Origin of the sequence: Streptomyces sp. CB00316 (assembly GCF_001905595.1) — a bacterium.
Taxonomy (GTDB): Bacteria; Actinomycetota; Actinomycetes; order Streptomycetales; family Streptomycetaceae; genus Streptomyces.
This window is the reverse complement of the sequence record NZ_LIXI01000002.1, coordinates 105,537-121,732: the sequence shown is the minus strand read 5'-3', so window position 1 is coordinate 121,732 and position 16,196 is coordinate 105,537. Positions and strand designations below refer to the sequence as shown.

Genomic DNA, 16,196 nt, shown 5'->3' with positions numbered 1-16,196 from the left:
GGATTTGCCGGTGCCGCGTAATCCCTCCAGGCTCTCGAAGCGCGGGTGATCAGGCACGTCCATACACCACGTCCGGTACCGCGAGGGTGAGCTCGTCGACGGACGAGGGCTTGTGGACGATGCGTCCTGCCGCCTTCTCGTACCAGAAGGCGTGCGCGTCCTTACCCACGGCCTTGCAGGACATGGTCAGAGCACCGCGCGGATCGACCTCGATGCGGTCGATTTCGCGAGGACCGTCAGAGGGGGCGCACACCTGCGGGGCACCGTCCTCGGAGAGGTCCTCGTCGACGATCACCTCCAAGGGCAGATCGGCTGATGCCAGATCGTCCCGGAGCCGGCCGTAGGCGGAAGGGGAGGTGACCAGCAGTTCGGGGTGGTCGGCGGCGTTGCCGACCGGCCGCAGGTGGTGGAGCTTGAGCTGCCGGACCCCGAGCTGCGCCAAGGCCCTTCCGAGGGGAAGGACTTCGGCGATGTTCCGCGAGGTGACGGTCATGGTCGCACCGGTCGGAACGCCGAGATCCCGAGCCAGACCGAGCGCCTCCAAAGCGCTCTTGTAGCTGCCCTGCTTTCGGATGCCGTCGTTGGTCGACCCGACGCCCTCCAGCGAAACCCTGAGCAGGTCCAGGTAGGGGGCGATCTCGGTCAGACGGCGCTCGATCCGGTACCCGTTGGTGCAGATCTCGACGCGCAGGCCCAATTCCTCCTTGGCGTGGCGGACGACCTGCGCGAGGTCCCGGTGGACGAAGGGCTCTCCGCCGAGCAGTGTCACGGCCTCGGTGCCGTACTGGTCCCGCATCAGGGTGAGGAGATCCGCGGCTTCGTCGACGGTGAAGGCGTCGGCGTACTGGAGCCGCTTGCCGTGGAAGCAGTGCAGGCACGTGAAGTTGCAGCGGTAGAGCAGCTGCAGGTAGAGCATGCGGATCTTCTTGATCCCGGTGACTTCTTCGATCACGTCGGCTCCTTCGGCTGGTTGCCTGGTGGGAGCCTGATAGTGGCCTTCTGCTCGGGGACCTCGACACCGCGTTCGGGGACGGTCCAAGGACGTCCTGGGACGTTTTCAATGACCTGCGAAGGACTCCAGGATGCCGAGTACACGCTTCGTGTCCGACAGGTCGGGCAGGACTTCGACGGCTCCGGCGGCGGTCAGTTCCTCCTGGGTGTGGATGCCGGAGGCGATAGCGAGGACGCCGGAGCCTGTGGTCAGAGCCGCTTCCACGTCACGAGGGGTGTCCCCCACGAGGGCGGTGGGAATGTCGGCCGGAACACCATGAAGCCGCTGTGCGCGCTCACGGGCGACAGCGACCAGGTGGGGGCGGAGCTCCGCGTCCGCTCCGTAGGCGCCGACCGGTAGATCAAGCAGGGAGTCGAGGCCGAACGCGGCAAGCTTCACACGGGCGTTGGCGGCGACATTGCCGGTGAGGACTGAGGAGATCCAACCGGTCTGAGCCGAGGCGGCTTTCAGGGCGTCGTGCACACCGGGCAGGGCGGTCCCGCGCCTGCGCAGCTCCTCCAGGCGCGCTTCCCCTGCCTGGGCGAGTGCTGCTTCGATGAGGTGCCAGTCGGGCACGGGCAGCCCTTCGCGGGCGAACATGTCGCGCATGATCAGACGATCCGTACGCCCCTCAGTTCGCGCCGGCTCCGTGGGCTCCCGACCTGAGAGGGCACGAAAGGCAGCGGCGTAGATCTCCTTGCTGACCCCCGAGTTCTCGATGAGGGTGTGGTCGATGTCCCACAGGACGAAGAGCTCCATGCCGCCAGAGTAGGCAGTCCGCGAGGTTCCACTACAACGGACTGCGTCCCAAAACGTCCTTGCGCGATCACGCGCCGTGCCGATTCGATGGCTGCTGTGAACAACCGACTGCGCACTGTGCTCGGCCAACGCGGCGTCTCGCCCGATGCACTCGCCGAGATCTGCGAGGTAGATCCCAAGACGGTCAGTCGATGGCTGGGCGGACGGATTCCCCATGCACGGCACCGTTTCCGCGTCGCGCGACACCTGCGCGTCGAAGAGACCTTTCTCTGGCCCGAGCCGTCCAAGCGTCCAGGCCGGCCGAGGGACGGGTTAGGCGCCGAGCTGGTCGGCACCTACCAGAACCGGGCCAGCGTGCCCCGGGACGTGTGGCTCGCACTGCTGCGAGAGGCTCGGCACGAGATCGGCGTCCTCGTCTTCTCCGGCACCTTCTTCGCCCAGTCCAACCCCCACGTCGCCAAGATGCTCTCCGAGCGCGCCGCCGAGGGCGTCCGGGTTCGCCTGTGCTTCGGCGACCCCGACGGACAGGCAGTCGCCGTACGGGGCCGCGAGGAGGGAATCGGCGACACGCTCGCCGCCAAGATCCGCGCATCACTGACGTACTACCGCCCGCTGCTGGGCGAGGCCGGGTGCGGCGTAAGACTCCACGACACCACCCTCTACACGTCCATGTTCCGCTACGACGACAACCTGCTCGTCAACCCACACATCTGGGGTCAACCGGCCAGCGCCAACCCCCTGCTGCACCTCAAGAGGGCGGGCGATACGGGGTGGTTCGACAACTACGCTGAAAGCTTCGACGCCGTCTGGGCCGCCGCGAGGCAATGGGCACCCGACCAGGAGAGGACCGCCGACCATGGGCAGGACTGAGTACTACAACGACCCCTCTGCCCCGAAGGCGAACACCCTCATCCCGGCCAGCAACCTGCTCGTCGCCGACGAGACCGGCGCCATCCTCCTCCAGCGTCGTCGCGACACCGGCCAGTGGGCCCTCCCCGGCGGAGCCCAGGACATCGGCGAGACCGCGGCCGAGTGCGCGGTGCGCGAGTGCCTGGAGGAGACCGGGATCATTGCGGAGCTCACCGGGTTTCTCGGTGTCTACACCAACCCGAACCACATCGTCGCGTACACCGATGGCGAGATCCGCCAGCAGTACGAGAACACCTACATCGGCCGGCCCGTCGGCGGAGTGCCCACGGTCAACGAGGAGGCCGACGGCGTCTGCTTCGTCCAGCCGGCCGACCTCGACCAGTACGACATCCACCCGAGCATGCGCCAGCAGATCGGGGACTACCTTGCCGGCACCTACCCTTACCTCGGCTGAGCAGCCAGGGCTGCTTCCACTCGCTCCACGGAGGCAAAGATTTCCGGAGCCGCCCCGCGGATGAACCGCCCGACCACGCTGTCGTCCCCGTAGCGGCCGCGGATCTCCGCGACCCGGTCCTGCGCGGTGGTTCGGTCGCCGTCGGGCGTGGTGGTCATGTCGCAGTACACGAGGGCGTCCACCAGCAGGGGATCGTTCAGCAAGGGGAACTCCGTCGCGAGCTCCTCTTGTAGCCCGCGCTCCTCGGCCTCAAGAAGCGCAAACGAGTGGTTCGCGACCAACCGCACCAGCCGCTGGTCGGCCCTGTGCTCGTCCCGAAGGAACCGAGCTCCGTCCAGCGGATGGAACCCCGTCACCGCCAGGCGAGGCGCATACCCAATGTCGTGCAGCGTGGCGGCGGCGACGAGAAGGCTGGCGTCCTGGTTGAGGACCCGGCCTACTTCGGCGGCACGATTGGCCACTCCCTGCGTATGAGCCCACCTCCGTGGAAGTGTGCAGCTGAGTTCGGCCCTCGTGATGTGCGTCGCCCAGTCCCCGATGTGATCGCCCATGCCTGCCTCTCTGCCCAGGGTGTAGTCGACCCAAGCAACTGCACTCGATGACAGCTGCACGAGGTTTCCGCCGTCGCTCCGGCCGCTACCTCGCGGCCCTCATCTTCATCTGCCTCGACGCATGACCGGAGGGGCGCCCCCTAAGAGCTCGCCTTGCTTTCCCACTAGCCCAGCCACCTCGGCCGCCCGTTGTGAGGCTCCCAACAAGTACGACCAACAGCGAGGAAGCAGCCGCCCAACTCAGCCTCGGCCGCCGCGCTCGCTCATTTCACCGTTCAGCAGCCCATGCTCGGGACGTGCGCGGGTAAGCCCCTGCGTAACCACAGCCGAATGTGTAGCGCATGGTGGGCCGCGGCTAGCACCGCTGGGGAGTTTCCGGCCTGTAGCTGGTCGGAACCATGAACGCGTGACAGGGGGAGCCCGGCTAGGTCTTGCGGTCGTGGGGCCTGTAAGCAGCATCAGTGGCTACGCTCGGTGTCCGAATTGCCCAGGCCGCCGCATCGGCTCCGCATCAGCCAGGGATTTGCCTATCGATGAGACGTTCGTCCCTTTTCGTGGAGCGGGCCCTGTGGATAACCGCACGGGCTGATGCCGGCGAACTAATATAGGCCACCTCGCTGACCGCGTTCGCGGTCAGCTCAGCTGTTCCTGCCCCGACCCAGTGGACTTGTTGCGATCTTGCTGGGATGTTCGTGAGCGGAGACGGACTCGCTAACGTGTTCGAGTCCGGTCCGTCGCGAGTGCAGCCGAGCGCGCGGCGGGCGGTGCGCACGTATGGAGGACGAATGGCCAAGCTTCAGGTTGCCGAGATCTGCGCAGGTGCTGGCGGGCAGGCTCTGGGGTTGGAGCGCGCCGGATTCGAGCACGCTGTTGCCGTGGAGCTCGATCCAAGGGCTGCGGAAACCCTGAAAAGCAACATGCCGGGCTGCGATGTACGCACTGGGGACGTGGCCGACCGGTCGGTTTGGGACCCCGAGGAGTTCTGTGCCCAGCACGGCACCCCCGACCTGATTGCCGGTGGCGTCCCCTGCCCGCCCTTCACTATTGCAGGCAAGCAGCTTGGCGCCGCTGACGAGCGAGACCTGTTCGCTTGGGCTGTCGGTCTCGCTGAGAGGGTGAGGCCCAAAGCCCTCCTCCTGGAGAACGTGCGAGGGCTCAGCGCGAACCGTTTCGCCGCCTACCGACAGAACGTCCTGGACACGCTGCAAGACGCTGGCTACGTAGCGCAGTGGGAGCTCTTCCACGCTGCGGACTTCGGCGTACCGCAGCTGCGCCCGCGGTTCGTCCTTGTGGCGCTCCAGCGCGAGTACGCACCTTATTTTGCCTGGCCGAAGCCTCTAGAAGGCGAGCGTCCGAAGGTCGGCGAGACGCTCTACGACCTCATGGCTGCCCGTGGATGGAAGGGCGCTGAGAAGTGGGCTGAGGGTGCTAACGACATTGCGCCGACCATCGTCGGTGGCTCCAAAAAGCACGGCGGGGCGGACCTGGGGCCTACCCGTGCCAAGGCGGCCTGGGCGAAGCTCGGGGTCGATGCTCATGGTGTGGCGGACGAAGCGCCCGGCGAGGACTGGGAGCCTGCCGAGGGGAAGCCCGGGCCGAAGCTCACGGTAGAGATGGTCTCCCGCATCCAGGGATGGAAGCCCGAGGACAAGTGGGTCTTCGCAGGGAGGAAGACCAGCCAGTACCGTCAGGTCGGGAACGCTTTCCCTCCGCCTGTGGCTGAGGCCATCGGCCGGTCTATCGCCCGCGCGCTGAACAAGAAGGGTGCCCCGGCGGCGTTGGTCGAGGACACCGAGACGGTGCACGATCCTGTGTACAAACTGCTCCGCGCGGAGGCCGAGAAGCAGAGGTTCATCGGTATCACCCAGATCATCGGCCGCTTGGAGAAGGCGGGCAAGCGACTGTCTGAACCTGAGGTCGAGCGGCACATTGCGCATCTCGAAAGGGACTTCGAGATCCGGAGGGAGCAGCGTTCCGGCGGCACGTACGCGTACAGCCTCGGCGAGTTCAAGGCGTTCGTCGGCCAGGAGGGGCACCAGCGACACGAGCTGTTCTCGCTGAACCAGGCGAAGATCAGCTGACCCCCGGGGCGTGTTCGAAGGCGGGCGCGGTGTCCGCCGGGCCTAATGGGGCCGCCGCGACCCAGCTGCCGCCTGCCGCCGAGACTTCACCGCGTCAATAACGGTCTCGGCGCATGCTTCGGGATCGAGGTGTTCCCAAAAGCGCATCACGAGCCAGCCCTCGTCCGCTAGGCGCTGGTCGGTGTCCCGGTCGCGCTGGACATTCCGCCCGATCTTGTCTTCCCAGTACGGACGGTTGGTCTTCGGCATGACGAAGTGGTCAGGGCAGCCGTGCCAAAAACATCCGTCGATGAAGACAGCTACCTTTACGGGGCGGAAGACCATGTCGGCTGTGCGCCGCATCTTCGGCAAGGGCTTGGCCGCTACCCGGTAGCGCAGCCCCGCTGCGTGGACGAGTGACCGCAGCAGTAGTTCCGGAGCCGTGTCGCGGCTCCGGTTGCCCAGCATGCTGCGTCGGTTTGCGGCTGACGAAGCCCACGACCCCTCGGGTGGGACCCACGGTCCCGCCCGAGTCCCCGACTCCGGCACTGCGCCGGGTTCGCTGCGTCCGTTCATATTTCCGGCAGTCTCGGTACTGTCTCTTCTGGGTCGTCGGCCATGGCCAGGACCCACTCCTGTCCGTCCAGCTCTACTGTCGGGACCCCTACGTGGTGGGCCCGTGCAGGGGTCAGGCGGGCACCGACAGATTCACCGGGGCCCGGAACCGGCAGCCCCAAGGCTTCGGCGATGCGCCCGTGGCGGGTGTAGTGACCCAAGATCACTATTCCGTGGCGCTGGAGCCTGGAGCGCGATCCGCCGTTGTAGCGGACGCGCTTCATGTAGTCCTCCTGCATAGCCACCGTAGCAACGACGTTGCGGCTGACCCGGCGCCCTTGCGCCCGCATGAACAGCTCGTCCACGCGGCGCTGGCCACTCTTGTGGGAGAAGACAGCGGTGATGTCCTCCTCGGAGAGGCGCAGCAGCATGTTCTCCTGGAGGGGCGCGTCGCGGAACAGCCATCGCACTGCGCCCCGCCCGGCCGCGTTCAGTGTCTTCTTGGCGTCGCGGTTGCCGCCGTTGTTGAGCCGTTCGGGCAACGCCCGAACGAGTCCCACTGACCATTTGGACTGCTCGTCGCTGGCCCAGACAACGAGCAGCAGGTGCCCGTGGGCTTCGGGCGGGATCATCCACTGGCCGAGGGTCTGGGAGTACTTGCAGTCGACGTCTGACCCGGCGATCGAGTAGTCCATGCTGGCGCCGTCCGCGAAGCCGAACTCGCGCTGCACATTGATCTCGATCAGGGTTCCCAGGTGGGCCTTCTCGGTCTTGAAGAGCTGGTCCCAGCGGAAGCGCCCGGTGTGCTGGCCGTCCAGCAACATGTCGATGCTGCGGCGGACCGCGCCAGCGAACCGGCTGCCGTCCGGGTCCGCGCGTAGAATCTCCTCGGCCACCGCCTCCAAGGCCGGGTCATCGCCCTCATCGACTGGCCACAGGGGCGTCTGCACGCTGATCGTTTCGCCGTCCACAGCGGGACTCTATCGGCAGGGGATGTGCCGGGGCAGTCGGTTGCTCGGCTGTGCTGGCAGACTGCTGGTGTGATACGCGAACCAGCAGAACTCTTGGTCGGTGATGAGGGGCAGGTCGTACTCCCTCTCGGCCTCCTAGCGGAGGCAGGGTTCGATGCGGGCAGCCGCCTCCTCGCTTTCAGCGACGGCGATGGACGAATCGTGCTGCAGCGGGAAGCGGACGCCATCGAGCGGCTCCTCAGCGAGGGCACGCTCTGACGGCTAACCGGAGGGTTGGCGGCGCGCCCTAAGCCGGGCGCCCCCTGAGATAGTCCAGCAGCGCCTGGACATCGGCTGAGTTCATCCCTGCGGCCATCGGGGCCTCGTCCTCCGGGTCAGCGAGCTGTTGCACCTCGGGGTCGTCGAGGATGCTGCCCATGAACTCCAGCTTCTCTGCGAGCCGCATGGAGACGACATCATCGACACTTTCCGCCGCAGTGAGAACGGTGACCCGCGTCTCCGTGTCTGGTGAGAGGCCAAGTCGATGGATGCGATCCAGGCTCTGGAGGAACCGGCCTGCCTGGAAGTCGCGGTCGACGTACACGGCGTCATGGCAGACCTGATGGAGGCTGATGCCCTCGCCCAGGGTCGCCGGGTTGGAGATGAGGACGCTGCAATCCGGATCCTCGCGGAAGCGGCGCAGTTCCTCCTCCCGGTCTGGAGTGCCGCCGTGTACTGCGGCGGGCTGGAACGGTGCGAGCAGCGTTTGCAATGACGTGATGCTCCGGACGAAGCCAGTCCACACCAGGGTCTTCCTGCCGGCCGCGGCATTGGCGGAGACGATGGACAACGTCTCCGTGTACTTGGGCGGCAGTTCGTAGTCCGGGAGCTTCCGGAGGAGGGCCGCAAGCGAGTCCCCCTCCGGGACATCCAAGGGCGGGACACGGAAGCTCAGCGGCTCGTAGCGGGTCGAGCCGCCGACGAGGAGCGCTGGACTTGTCGCGGCCATGAGCAGACGCAGGACTGCCTTGCCGAATGCCTCGAAATCGCCTCTGTCGGCAGCTGCACGCGGAGAGAACTTGCCGATCAAGGCGTCGTAGATCTCACGGTGCAACGGAGGCATCCTGAGTGGGCGGACGCGCAAGTCGACAGGCGGAAGCCCCAGCTCTGCCTTCGTCGTCCGGGTGTAGAGGGGGCGCAGCACCTGGCTTGCGTGGGCCAGGTCGCCACCGTCTACCGCCTGGGTGACCACGCGTCGCCCGTGGCCAGGCCAGACGAAGGACAGCAGGTTCTCCAGGTCCTTCGCCCCGTTCGGCGCCGGAGTACCGCTGAGGATCATGCGCACGCGGCTGAGCGGCCCCAGCGCCATGCAGGCAGCCCCGTAGACACCCGCTCCGCCGAGCTTCATACGGTGCGCCTCGTCGAGGATGAGCATGGTCGGGGACGCTTTCAGCCACTGCGACAGGCTGGCCAGCGTCCGGTCCAGCCGCTCGTAGTTGACCAGGAGGACGTCTGCTGGTGGAGGCACCGACTTGCCGAGCACCTGCACGTCCAGAGGCGAGGAGAAGCACTCCCGCGCCTCCAGTTGCCACGCCTCGTAAGCCGACTTCGGGCTGACCACCAACATCCGGTTGACCGTTCCCTGCTCCCGCAGGGCCGAGAACACAGCCAGAGAGACACGGGTCTTGCCGGCGCCGGGCACGCTGAAGTTGGCCCCGTGGCCGACCGAGAGCAACCGGGCGATGTCCCGGAGCTGGAAGGGGGTGAGCGCTCCCGTCCAGGAGTCGCCCAGCAGGGCTGGCACCTCTTCCGGGGAGGCGCTCTCCTCGTCCGGCGCGCCGTTGAGCAGGCGATCCGCCGTCTCGGCGGTGTCGAGCATCTCGCTGACAATGCGGCGGAAGTCGTTCTCCCAGACCACGCTGTCGGGCTGCGGCCATTCGGCTAGGGAGCCGATACTGGCCAGGAAGCTGTCCAGGGGGACAGCGGCGGACAGCCGGTCGGTCATCCGGCCGCTGGGGAAGCTGGCGATCATCTGCCCCAACTCGCCGCGCCACTCGGGCACGGTCCTGAGCGCCGCTTGGGTGCGTGTGGTGTCGAAGCCGATCACCAGGCTGGGCTGGCTGCCCACTCAGCGCGCCTTTTCTGTAGCTTCGAGAAGCCAGGCCAAGCCGTCGCCGGGCTCGCCAACAGTCCGCCGAGCTTCGATCGCCAGCTTCTCCAGTCTCTTCCGCAGTTCGACGATGGCATCGTCGAAGGCTTCTTCATCGAGGCTTCGCTGCGAGCGGGACAGGACCAGGTCCGTGACGCACTGCTCGATGCTGCGGTTCGCGTCTGCGAGGCGAGCAGGAGCGGCTTGCTTGCGCTTGGTGATGCGGGCGTCGCGGCCGGCGTCGGTGATGGCTTCGTCCATCGCTTTGTGCATGCGCCTGACCTCGTCCTGCGCCGCAGCGACTACCTCCGCCGGTGCGGAGCTACCGGCTTGGGTGACCGCCCGAGCGTGGAGGACGACGTCTGTCAGGGCTCTGGCAGCTGAGACGGCTGGGCTGGGGCCCTGTACCGCACGCCCCAGGCCCGGGATCGCTACACCCCCGTGGGACGGAGCAGGGTCGGGGGCCAACCCGTCTGGCAGCTTCTCCGAGAGGTACGTGTTACGGAACTTGTCATCGATAAAGCGCACGTCTGTCTTGGCGAAGCCCATGAGCATGGCGGCCAGGCGGTTCTCCACGAGCAGATCGGCCCGCTCGGGGTTGACGGCGTACTGCTTCTCGTAGGCGCGATGCAGCTCGCGGAACTTCTCCGCATGCTCTTCGAACGCGACCAGGGACAGTCGCTCGCCGGAGGTCGCACTGCGCTTGATCAACTGGCGGATGATGGACAGCACCCACTGGTCCTGCCGGACCCGCTTAGCCGTGGTGCGGAAGGTGGTCGCGATCGCCGCGAGTGGGGTGCCCTGATCAACCAGTTCTTCCACGGCGAGGAGCCGGTTGATGTAGGAGTAGTCCCGCCGATGCTCCTTGCGCAGCTGCAGCGAGAGCTCAACGGCGGCCACGTCCTGCCAGTCGCAGGAAGAGGGCAGCACAGCCACGCGCATGGGGTGGTTCGGACCGTGCAGTTCCAGGAGCGCGGCACGCCGGGTGTTGCCGTTGACGAGGACGCCCTCGTGGGTGATCAACCCCGGCTCGGTCTGTCCGAACTCCTTGAGACTCGCGGTGAGCTCGTCGAACGCGGGATCGGTCTTTGCTGGATCGGCGGGAACCACCTGCAGCAGGCGCCCCAGGTACCGCTGAGCATCCGTGTTCCACGGGTCAGTTTCGAGGAGCTCGGACTTCTTGGGATCGTGATCGGCCTGCGCTCGGATCCGATGGGTGGCCGGGTTGTAGTAGAGGTCGCCGACCTGCATCTCGACCACTTCGAGATGCTCCGGCTTGCCCCGCCACTCGACAGTGAACGTCTCGCGGGTGCCTCCGCCGGCCGCGCTCTCCGCCAGCCGGGCCTCAACGGTGGCCCGGTTCTCCTCAGCCCTGGGCGGCAGCCCGTAATCCTTGGCCATGTCCGCTGTCCTCGCTCCTGCCTCTGCTCGTCCTGCTTCGAATGCCCTCCGCGCCTGCCGGATGCTCAGTCCACGCCCAGCTCTTTGCGCAAATGGGCGCGCGACTCCTCGGGCAGGGACCGATAGTCGCTCCAGAGCTGCTCCAGTCGGCTGAACTGGCGCTCATCGGCTTCCACCCAGCCGGACAGTACCCCGCGCTCGATGGAGCTGAGTCCGGCGGCCTCCTTGAGGACTCGGTCCAGGTCCGCGACCAGGTCCCTGCCGCCGATGCGGCACCGCTTGCACTCGGTGACCAGCTCGGTGGCCTGCGACCCGCCGGGCTTCAAAACCTCGCGCCGTGCGATGTCCAGCTGGGCCGCTTCGTACGTGCCGGCGTAGGTCTCACCGGGAACGATCCCGCAGGAGCGGCACATGTTGCCGTCCCGCTGGAGGACCTCGCGGCGACGCCCGGCGCCGATCGCCGTCGTACCGGTCTTCCGGGTGGCTCGGCCGGGCTCCCATACCGGATCGCCGCGCTTCACGAAACGCTGCTCGTGGGAGTCGAGGTCCGCGTCCTCCCTGTTCGTATCGATTCGCCACCCGAAGTCGCGGAGATCACGCATGCGCCGATCCACCTGGGACACCCCGGGGAAGGCGTCGCGCAGCGCCTCCTTGGTGAAGGGCTGCCCCTCGCCGACCTCCGACACGAGCCAGAGGGCGACCCGCTTCATCGTTCCGAGGCTGTCATCGCGCCACGACGGCGTCATAGCGCCTCCATTTCATGCCGTACTTCCGGTGCGGCCCTGAAGACGCATCACGGGCCACGATTCCTGCTCATTATTAGCACAAGTGGCGCCGCCCGTTCCAGTGGTTTCGGATCTTTACGCTTTCCGGCAGAGTAAAGATCCGTTTTGCCCCTTAAGTGGTCATTCTTGAACACATTGCAGCCGCTGCCATGAATACATCCGCGTAATAATGCCGGACGGCTCTGCGGCGCGGAAAGGGAGGGGTAGGGTTCTGGCGATCACGTAAACCCTGGTGATCTCCGGCGAGCGAGAGGCTCCTTTGCATGCCGTCACTCGGATCGATCAAAAACTCCTGCGTGGACGAGGCTACGGAGGGGGTGAAGGCTTTCGCGCTCGCTTTCCAGGAGGTGCTGCCCCGGTTCCTCCCCGGGGCGACCATGGCCGAGAAGGCGCAGGCTCTCGGTGTCTCCCCTTCCCTGCTCTCGCACTGGCTGCACGGGAGGAGGCTGCCCCGCCCCGAGGTCCTCTTGACCTTGAGGCGGCTGGTGCGATCTGCGCAGATCGCCGGGACGGACCGTCTGGGCGAGGACCTCGCGCGCGTGGAGCGTCTCTTGTTGATGGCGCGGCACTCACCTTGCGCTGACTGCGCGAGCGCATGCTCATGTGGCGGCCAGTCCGCCGACGGGGACCGGCGCAACAGTAGAGGCGGCCAGCTCGCCGACGGGGACCGGCGCAACAGCGCGGCTACCGACAAGCCGGAATGCAGTATTCCGGATTCACTTGCCGCACTTCCCCCGGCGGCCCGGACCGCCCTCCTGTGGAACCTCGGGGCGACCCTTACCGAGGGCGAGTGCGGCTCCCTGGTGTCAGAGCTGGGTCGAAATCGGATGAATCCTGAAATGGAGATACTTCTGCGGTCGGCGGAGTCTGCGGGCCGGGATACCGTAAAGATCGCGCTTGCCGCTCTTGGGTGTGATTAGGATTGGGTGACGCGGCGCAGGTGCATTTGTCGACCACTGGAGGGGCTACTCTGTGACTGTCGAATCGCCGGGCTCTCGTAGCAGCGGATTCGGTGGCGGCTGTCGCGCGCCGCCGCACCAGTAAAGGCAGGAGAGGTCGGACGAAAGGCTTCCCAACCGCGTCCAACCTCCCCTGAAGGAAACACCCTGCTTCGAATCAAAGACGAGAAGGAGTTCCCTCCCGTGAATTATACGGCCTATCCGGCCAAGGGTGCCAGGAAGATCAAGGCTGTCTGGACGCGCCGCGTCAAGGCGATCCGGATGCGCCAGGGCGGTTCCGGCGGTCTCACCGCCTGGTGCTCGTGGCGCAAGATCCTGAGTCGGCTGCGCTTCCTCCGCTGGGCGCTCACCGTCCAGGCTCTCAAGGGTGCCGCCTACGCCGGCGGCGCCATCGCGATCCAGATCATCGCTGCACGGTTCTTCATCCGCTGACGCCGCCGACCTGCCGGCAGCAGGCCCCGGGGTCCTGTGCCGCGTGAGCATTGCGTGAGCGGACTGCGCGGCAGCAGGCGGCATCCAGCGATGCGGTTGAGGGTGCCGCCTGCCCGCGACCTGGGGAAACAGCACCTGCCGGCACGTGTCGGCAGGTGCTGTCACGATCCCACGAGCCCTCGTAATGCGTAGGTCTCGGGTTCGAATCCCGAAGGCGGCTCAGAAGAACCCCAGGTCACATAGCCCGTGACCTGGGGTTTTCTCTTTTCGTGGCCGTGGTATCACGGACGCTGCTTCAGGAAAGCCTGCGCCTTCCGCGGGAGAGGGAAGGCTTCAGATGCCTGCGGAGGGGGGTTCGGCCGGAGCGCTTTCTGTGTGCGGGAGCGCAGCGACCGCTTGTGGTCTGGGCCAAGCGCTTCAAGGGGAAGCGCCTCGTGGTGTGCCGCAGGGTTACGGCACCTCACTCACGACCCAGCTGTACGAACCCGAGCCGGCGGCGGCCGTCCGCCGCAGACGCGCCGTTGCCGAGCCCAGCGCGAGCCTGTTCTCAGACGTTCGACCAAGCTTTGAGGAAGGCTTTCCGCCCAACAGGATCGTCCGACCTGCGGTCGGCGTGCAGCACGTGCCACGCGGTGAGTTCGAGATCGCGGAGCCATAGTTCGCCGATGACCTGTGTCTTGAGGTCGGGCAGGTGGTCGGACTCGATGAGGGCTTGGCCGATCACCTCTCCGGCTGCGAGGCGTTGGGGCGGGGTCATCTCGTCGACGGCCGAGAGGATCTGTCGGGCCAGGGTGGTTCCCTCGCCTGTCAGTGATTCGAGTACACCGGCCTTGATAGTGGCGGGCAGTAGGTAGGCGGTGCCTGAAGTCCTCCACAGGTCCGACCAGAAGCGTTCCCCTGCCTCGGTGGGGGCGGGGAGCGCGGCCAGCAGTCCGAGGAGATGGCCGATTGCCGCGTAGCCACCGGAGTGGGCAGCTGCGACGACTGCGATGCCCGCGACGCGCTCCACGTCGAGCTGGCTGGTTTCCGAAGCGGGGCCCAGCTGATGTTGCAACTGATCGGTCAGAGGGGTGGACAGGTGGGGGTGAACTTCAGGAAGCATGGTCGCTCCTTGCGGGTGGGCGAGCGGAGATGCCGGTTCGGAAGCCCTGATCGTTCCCCACAGCCGGTCGGTCTACTCGGCTCCGGAAGGCCCAACCGACGTCGAATCGCGGGGGTTCGTCTGGCGGCGTCGGTCCCGCATCGACGACGAGCCCCTTCTCCCGGACCTCTTGAAGGCTTTCGTGTGGGCTCTTCTAGCATGAGCGCATGATTGCCAGTGACGCCGATGAGTCCGGTGAAGGTCGGGAGGCCATGTCCCGCGAAGCAGCTGGAGCCGGAGGCGTCCACGTCGGCTCAGGGCGTGGAGAGCGCGGCGAAGCACAGGGTGTCGATGGAGCGAGAAGTGCTCATCTGGTCGCTGCTCTGGTAACGCAGGCTGTCGACCTGGTGGAGCCGGTCAAGCCGAGGCTGCGTGGCTGGCTGCATGCGGGGATGGTCCCCGCATCATTGATTGCGGGCGTCGCGCTCATCTGGCTGGCTCGCACGCCGCAGGCGGCCTGGGCCTGCGCCGTGTACGCCGTCACTGCCTGGCTGCTGTTCGCAACGAGTGCCGTCTACCACCGTGGTACCTGGGGGCCGTTGGGGGAGGCTCTCCTACGACGTCTCGACCATGCCAACATCTTCCTGATCATCGCTGGTACCTGCACCCCCCTGGCCGTGTTGCTTCTGCCGCCGAGCGATAGGCCCGTGCTGCTGTGGACCGTGTGGGTCGGCGCGTCGGCCGGCATCGCGTTCCGGGTCCTGTGGGTCGGAGCGCCACGCTGGCTGTACACCCCGTGCTACCTGGCTCTGGGGTGGGCGCCTGTGTGGTACCTGGCCGACTTCCTGCACACCGGAGGAGCAGCCGTACTCACACTGATCGTGGTCGGCGGTCTTCTCTACAGCGCGGGCGCGGTCGTGTACGCAATCCAGCGACCCGACCCCTCACCTCGCTGGTTCGGATTCCACGAGGTCTTCCACGCGCTCACCGTGGCAGCGTTCACCGCGCACTACATCGCCATCCTCCTGGCCGCATCCTGACCGGTCGCCGCCCTCGGCGGGGGCCCAGGGCGCAACCAACCGTGATGCGTCAAGAAGCGTGCTCGGGCGCCGTCGAACCGGGCGGGGAGGTACTGACGGTCTGTCAGCTCCAGGGCCCGCATGCGAGGGGGCGCGGGCTGTTGTCGTGGACGGCCACCGAGCGGTTGTCCTAGCAGGTGACCAGGTCCAGGTGCCGACGCCTGGCGCTGTGCCTTGGTGGCGAGCTCCGAGACGACCAGGACCGCCGTGTCGACAGCTCCTGCTGGGATCGTTGGGACGAGTGCTTCGTGAACTCCCGTGGGGGCAGGAGAGGCATCGCGCTCCTCGTGCCCATCGGATCCCGTCCTGTCACCAGCGCCGGGGGCCTGTCTGTCGGAGTGTCGTGCCCTGGTCTGCCGAGCTCCACCCGGATGCGCCCCCGACGGTGAAGCGTGTCCGTCGGATCGGCGGCGCAGTCGGAGAGGCTGGCTGCTCGGGTAGGGCTCCTGGTCAGGGTGCAATGGGGCTCGGCCGGGACGGCCCGCACGTGCACCGTCAGTGGCTCGGGCAGGGAGTCTTTCCGACTGGCATCTGAAAAACTATTCCGGCTGAGGTAGACATTGGCGTGCAGGGTGGTTATGGTTTCTCTCGTAGCCAAGAAGGAAAGCAGAGCCCGGCAGAGATGAACTGCCAGGCAGCAGTACTCAGTAGTTGCAGTGTGCAGGTCGGTGCGGTGGCGGAGTTCCGAAGCCGGGGTTGTTGCAGGATGGCGACGGGGCTGGCGACCGGACCGGGTGGCCCGCGGTCTTCAGGGGCTGCCGAGAGCAGTGCCGCAGTGGTAAGTGCAGTCCGCAGTACCAGTGGTTCCTCGGCAAATGGCGTCAGGCTGCGGCGCGCGTGTCGGGAGGTTCGGCAGTGGGGTTCCAAGCCAGAGCAGATGCAGGACGGGCGACGGGGCTGGCTGTCGGAGTGGCGCTGAGAGAGGCCACCAGGAGTAGGGAAGTAGTTCGTCCAGAGGGAAGAACGGAGGAGTTGAGCACCATCAGGATCGCCCGGGTGAACGTTTTGGGCCCGGGTACCGCAGGACATCGATAGTGAGGTGGTCTCCGGTCAAGCAACCGCGATCCCCGCAGCCCCCGGACCTCTTCCCGGCAGGTATGCGGAAACACAGAGCCGGCGT

General features: G+C 66.7%; 16 protein-coding genes and 1 tRNA gene. 7 read left to right on the top strand and 10 right to left on the bottom strand.

Features of this window, described 5'->3' with window-relative positions:
* Positions 1–49: 49 nt before the first annotated feature.
* Complete coding sequence (locus AMK21_RS04680) at positions 50–952, bottom strand: radical SAM protein (protein ID WP_073874495.1); 903 nt, start codon at positions 950–952, stop codon at positions 50–52.
* 105 nt (positions 953–1,057) lie between these two features.
* A complete protein-coding gene (locus AMK21_RS04675) occupies positions 1,058–1,750 on the bottom strand; it encodes an HAD family hydrolase (RefSeq protein WP_073874493.1) in 693 nt (230 codons plus the stop codon).
* 96 nt (positions 1,751–1,846) lie between these two features.
* On the opposite strand from AMK21_RS04675, the gene AMK21_RS04670 reads away from it, so the two are divergent.
* Positions 1,847–2,620, top strand: a complete 774-nt coding sequence (locus AMK21_RS04670) for a helix-turn-helix domain-containing protein (protein WP_234421824.1) — start codon at positions 1,847–1,849, stop codon at positions 2,618–2,620.
* Complete coding sequence (locus AMK21_RS04665; RefSeq protein WP_006126442.1) at positions 2,607–3,074, top strand: NUDIX hydrolase; 468 nt, start codon at positions 2,607–2,609, stop codon at positions 3,072–3,074. Before AMK21_RS04670 ends, AMK21_RS04665 begins: the two co-directional genes overlap by 14 nt.
* Here AMK21_RS04665 and AMK21_RS04660 read toward each other — a convergent pair.
* Positions 3,062–3,625, bottom strand: coding sequence for an HD domain-containing protein (locus AMK21_RS04660; RefSeq protein WP_073874489.1), 564 nt, complete (start codon positions 3,623–3,625; stop codon positions 3,062–3,064). The two genes, AMK21_RS04665 and AMK21_RS04660, sit on opposite strands and share 13 nt — an antisense overlap.
* 785 nt (positions 3,626–4,410) lie before the next feature.
* Between AMK21_RS04660 and AMK21_RS04655 the strand changes: the two genes are divergently transcribed.
* Positions 4,411–5,706, top strand: coding sequence for a DNA cytosine methyltransferase (locus tag AMK21_RS04655; RefSeq protein ID WP_073874487.1), 1,296 nt, complete (start codon positions 4,411–4,413; stop codon positions 5,704–5,706).
* Between the two features lie 42 nt (positions 5,707–5,748).
* On the opposite strand, the gene AMK21_RS04650 is transcribed toward AMK21_RS04655, so the two are convergent.
* Positions 5,749–6,261 (bottom strand): very short patch repair endonuclease, encoded by a 513-nt coding sequence (locus AMK21_RS04650; RefSeq protein ID WP_073874485.1) that lies wholly within the window; start codon positions 6,259–6,261, stop codon positions 5,749–5,751.
* The gene (locus AMK21_RS04645) at positions 6,258–7,211 is read right to left on the bottom strand and encodes a NaeI family type II restriction endonuclease (protein WP_073874483.1); all 954 of its coding nucleotides are present in this window, start codon (positions 7,209–7,211) and stop codon (positions 6,258–6,260) included. The genes AMK21_RS04650 and AMK21_RS04645 overlap by 4 nt, the downstream gene beginning before the upstream one ends.
* Positions 7,212–7,280: 69 nt before the next feature.
* Between AMK21_RS04645 and AMK21_RS04640 the strand changes: the two genes are divergently transcribed.
* Positions 7,281–7,469 carry an AbrB/MazE/SpoVT family DNA-binding domain-containing protein gene (locus tag AMK21_RS04640; RefSeq protein WP_073874481.1) on the top strand — a complete coding sequence of 63 codons (189 nt, stop codon included), beginning with the start codon at positions 7,281–7,283 and terminating at the stop codon, positions 7,467–7,469.
* A gap of 28 nt (positions 7,470–7,497) precedes the next feature.
* On the opposite strand, the gene AMK21_RS04635 is transcribed toward AMK21_RS04640, so the two are convergent.
* From AMK21_RS04635 to AMK21_RS04625, 3 genes are all read right to left on the bottom strand, one after another.
* A complete protein-coding gene (locus AMK21_RS04635; RefSeq protein ID WP_073874479.1) occupies positions 7,498–9,318 on the bottom strand; it encodes an SNF2-related protein in 1,821 nt (606 codons plus the stop codon).
* Positions 9,319–10,740 (bottom strand): transcriptional regulator, encoded by a 1,422-nt coding sequence (locus AMK21_RS04630; protein ID WP_073874477.1) that lies wholly within the window; start codon positions 10,738–10,740, stop codon positions 9,319–9,321.
* 65 nt (positions 10,741–10,805) lie between these two features.
* On the bottom strand, positions 10,806–11,486 hold the full coding sequence (locus AMK21_RS04625; protein WP_079181070.1) for a hypothetical protein: 681 nt from the start codon (positions 11,484–11,486) through the stop codon (positions 10,806–10,808).
* 1,181 nt (positions 11,487–12,667) lie between these two features.
* On the opposite strand from AMK21_RS04625, the gene AMK21_RS04615 reads away from it, so the two are divergent.
* On the top strand, positions 12,668–12,916 hold the full coding sequence (locus tag AMK21_RS04615; RefSeq protein WP_073874473.1) for a hypothetical protein: 249 nt from the start codon (positions 12,668–12,670) through the stop codon (positions 12,914–12,916).
* 104 nt (positions 12,917–13,020) lie between these two features.
* A tRNA-OTHER gene (locus AMK21_RS35010) sits at positions 13,021–13,136 on the top strand.
* 327 nt (positions 13,137–13,463) lie between these two features.
* On the opposite strand, the gene AMK21_RS04610 is transcribed toward AMK21_RS35010, so the two are convergent.
* Positions 13,464–14,018: a hypothetical protein gene (locus AMK21_RS04610; RefSeq protein ID WP_199863106.1), complete on the bottom strand. Its 555-nt coding sequence runs from the start codon at positions 14,016–14,018 to the stop codon at positions 13,464–13,466.
* Between the two features lie 293 nt (positions 14,019–14,311).
* Positions 14,312–14,443: a hypothetical protein gene (locus AMK21_RS36590; RefSeq protein WP_267893901.1), complete on the bottom strand. Its 132-nt coding sequence runs from the start codon at positions 14,441–14,443 to the stop codon at positions 14,312–14,314.
* On the opposite strand from AMK21_RS36590, the gene trhA reads away from it, so the two are divergent.
* Entirely contained in the window at positions 14,405–15,037 is a 633-nt protein-coding gene (gene trhA / locus AMK21_RS04605; protein ID WP_374194566.1) for a PAQR family membrane homeostasis protein TrhA, read from the top strand. The genes AMK21_RS36590 and trhA overlap by 39 nt on opposite strands.
* The last annotated feature ends 1,159 nt before the right edge of the window (positions 15,038–16,196 follow it).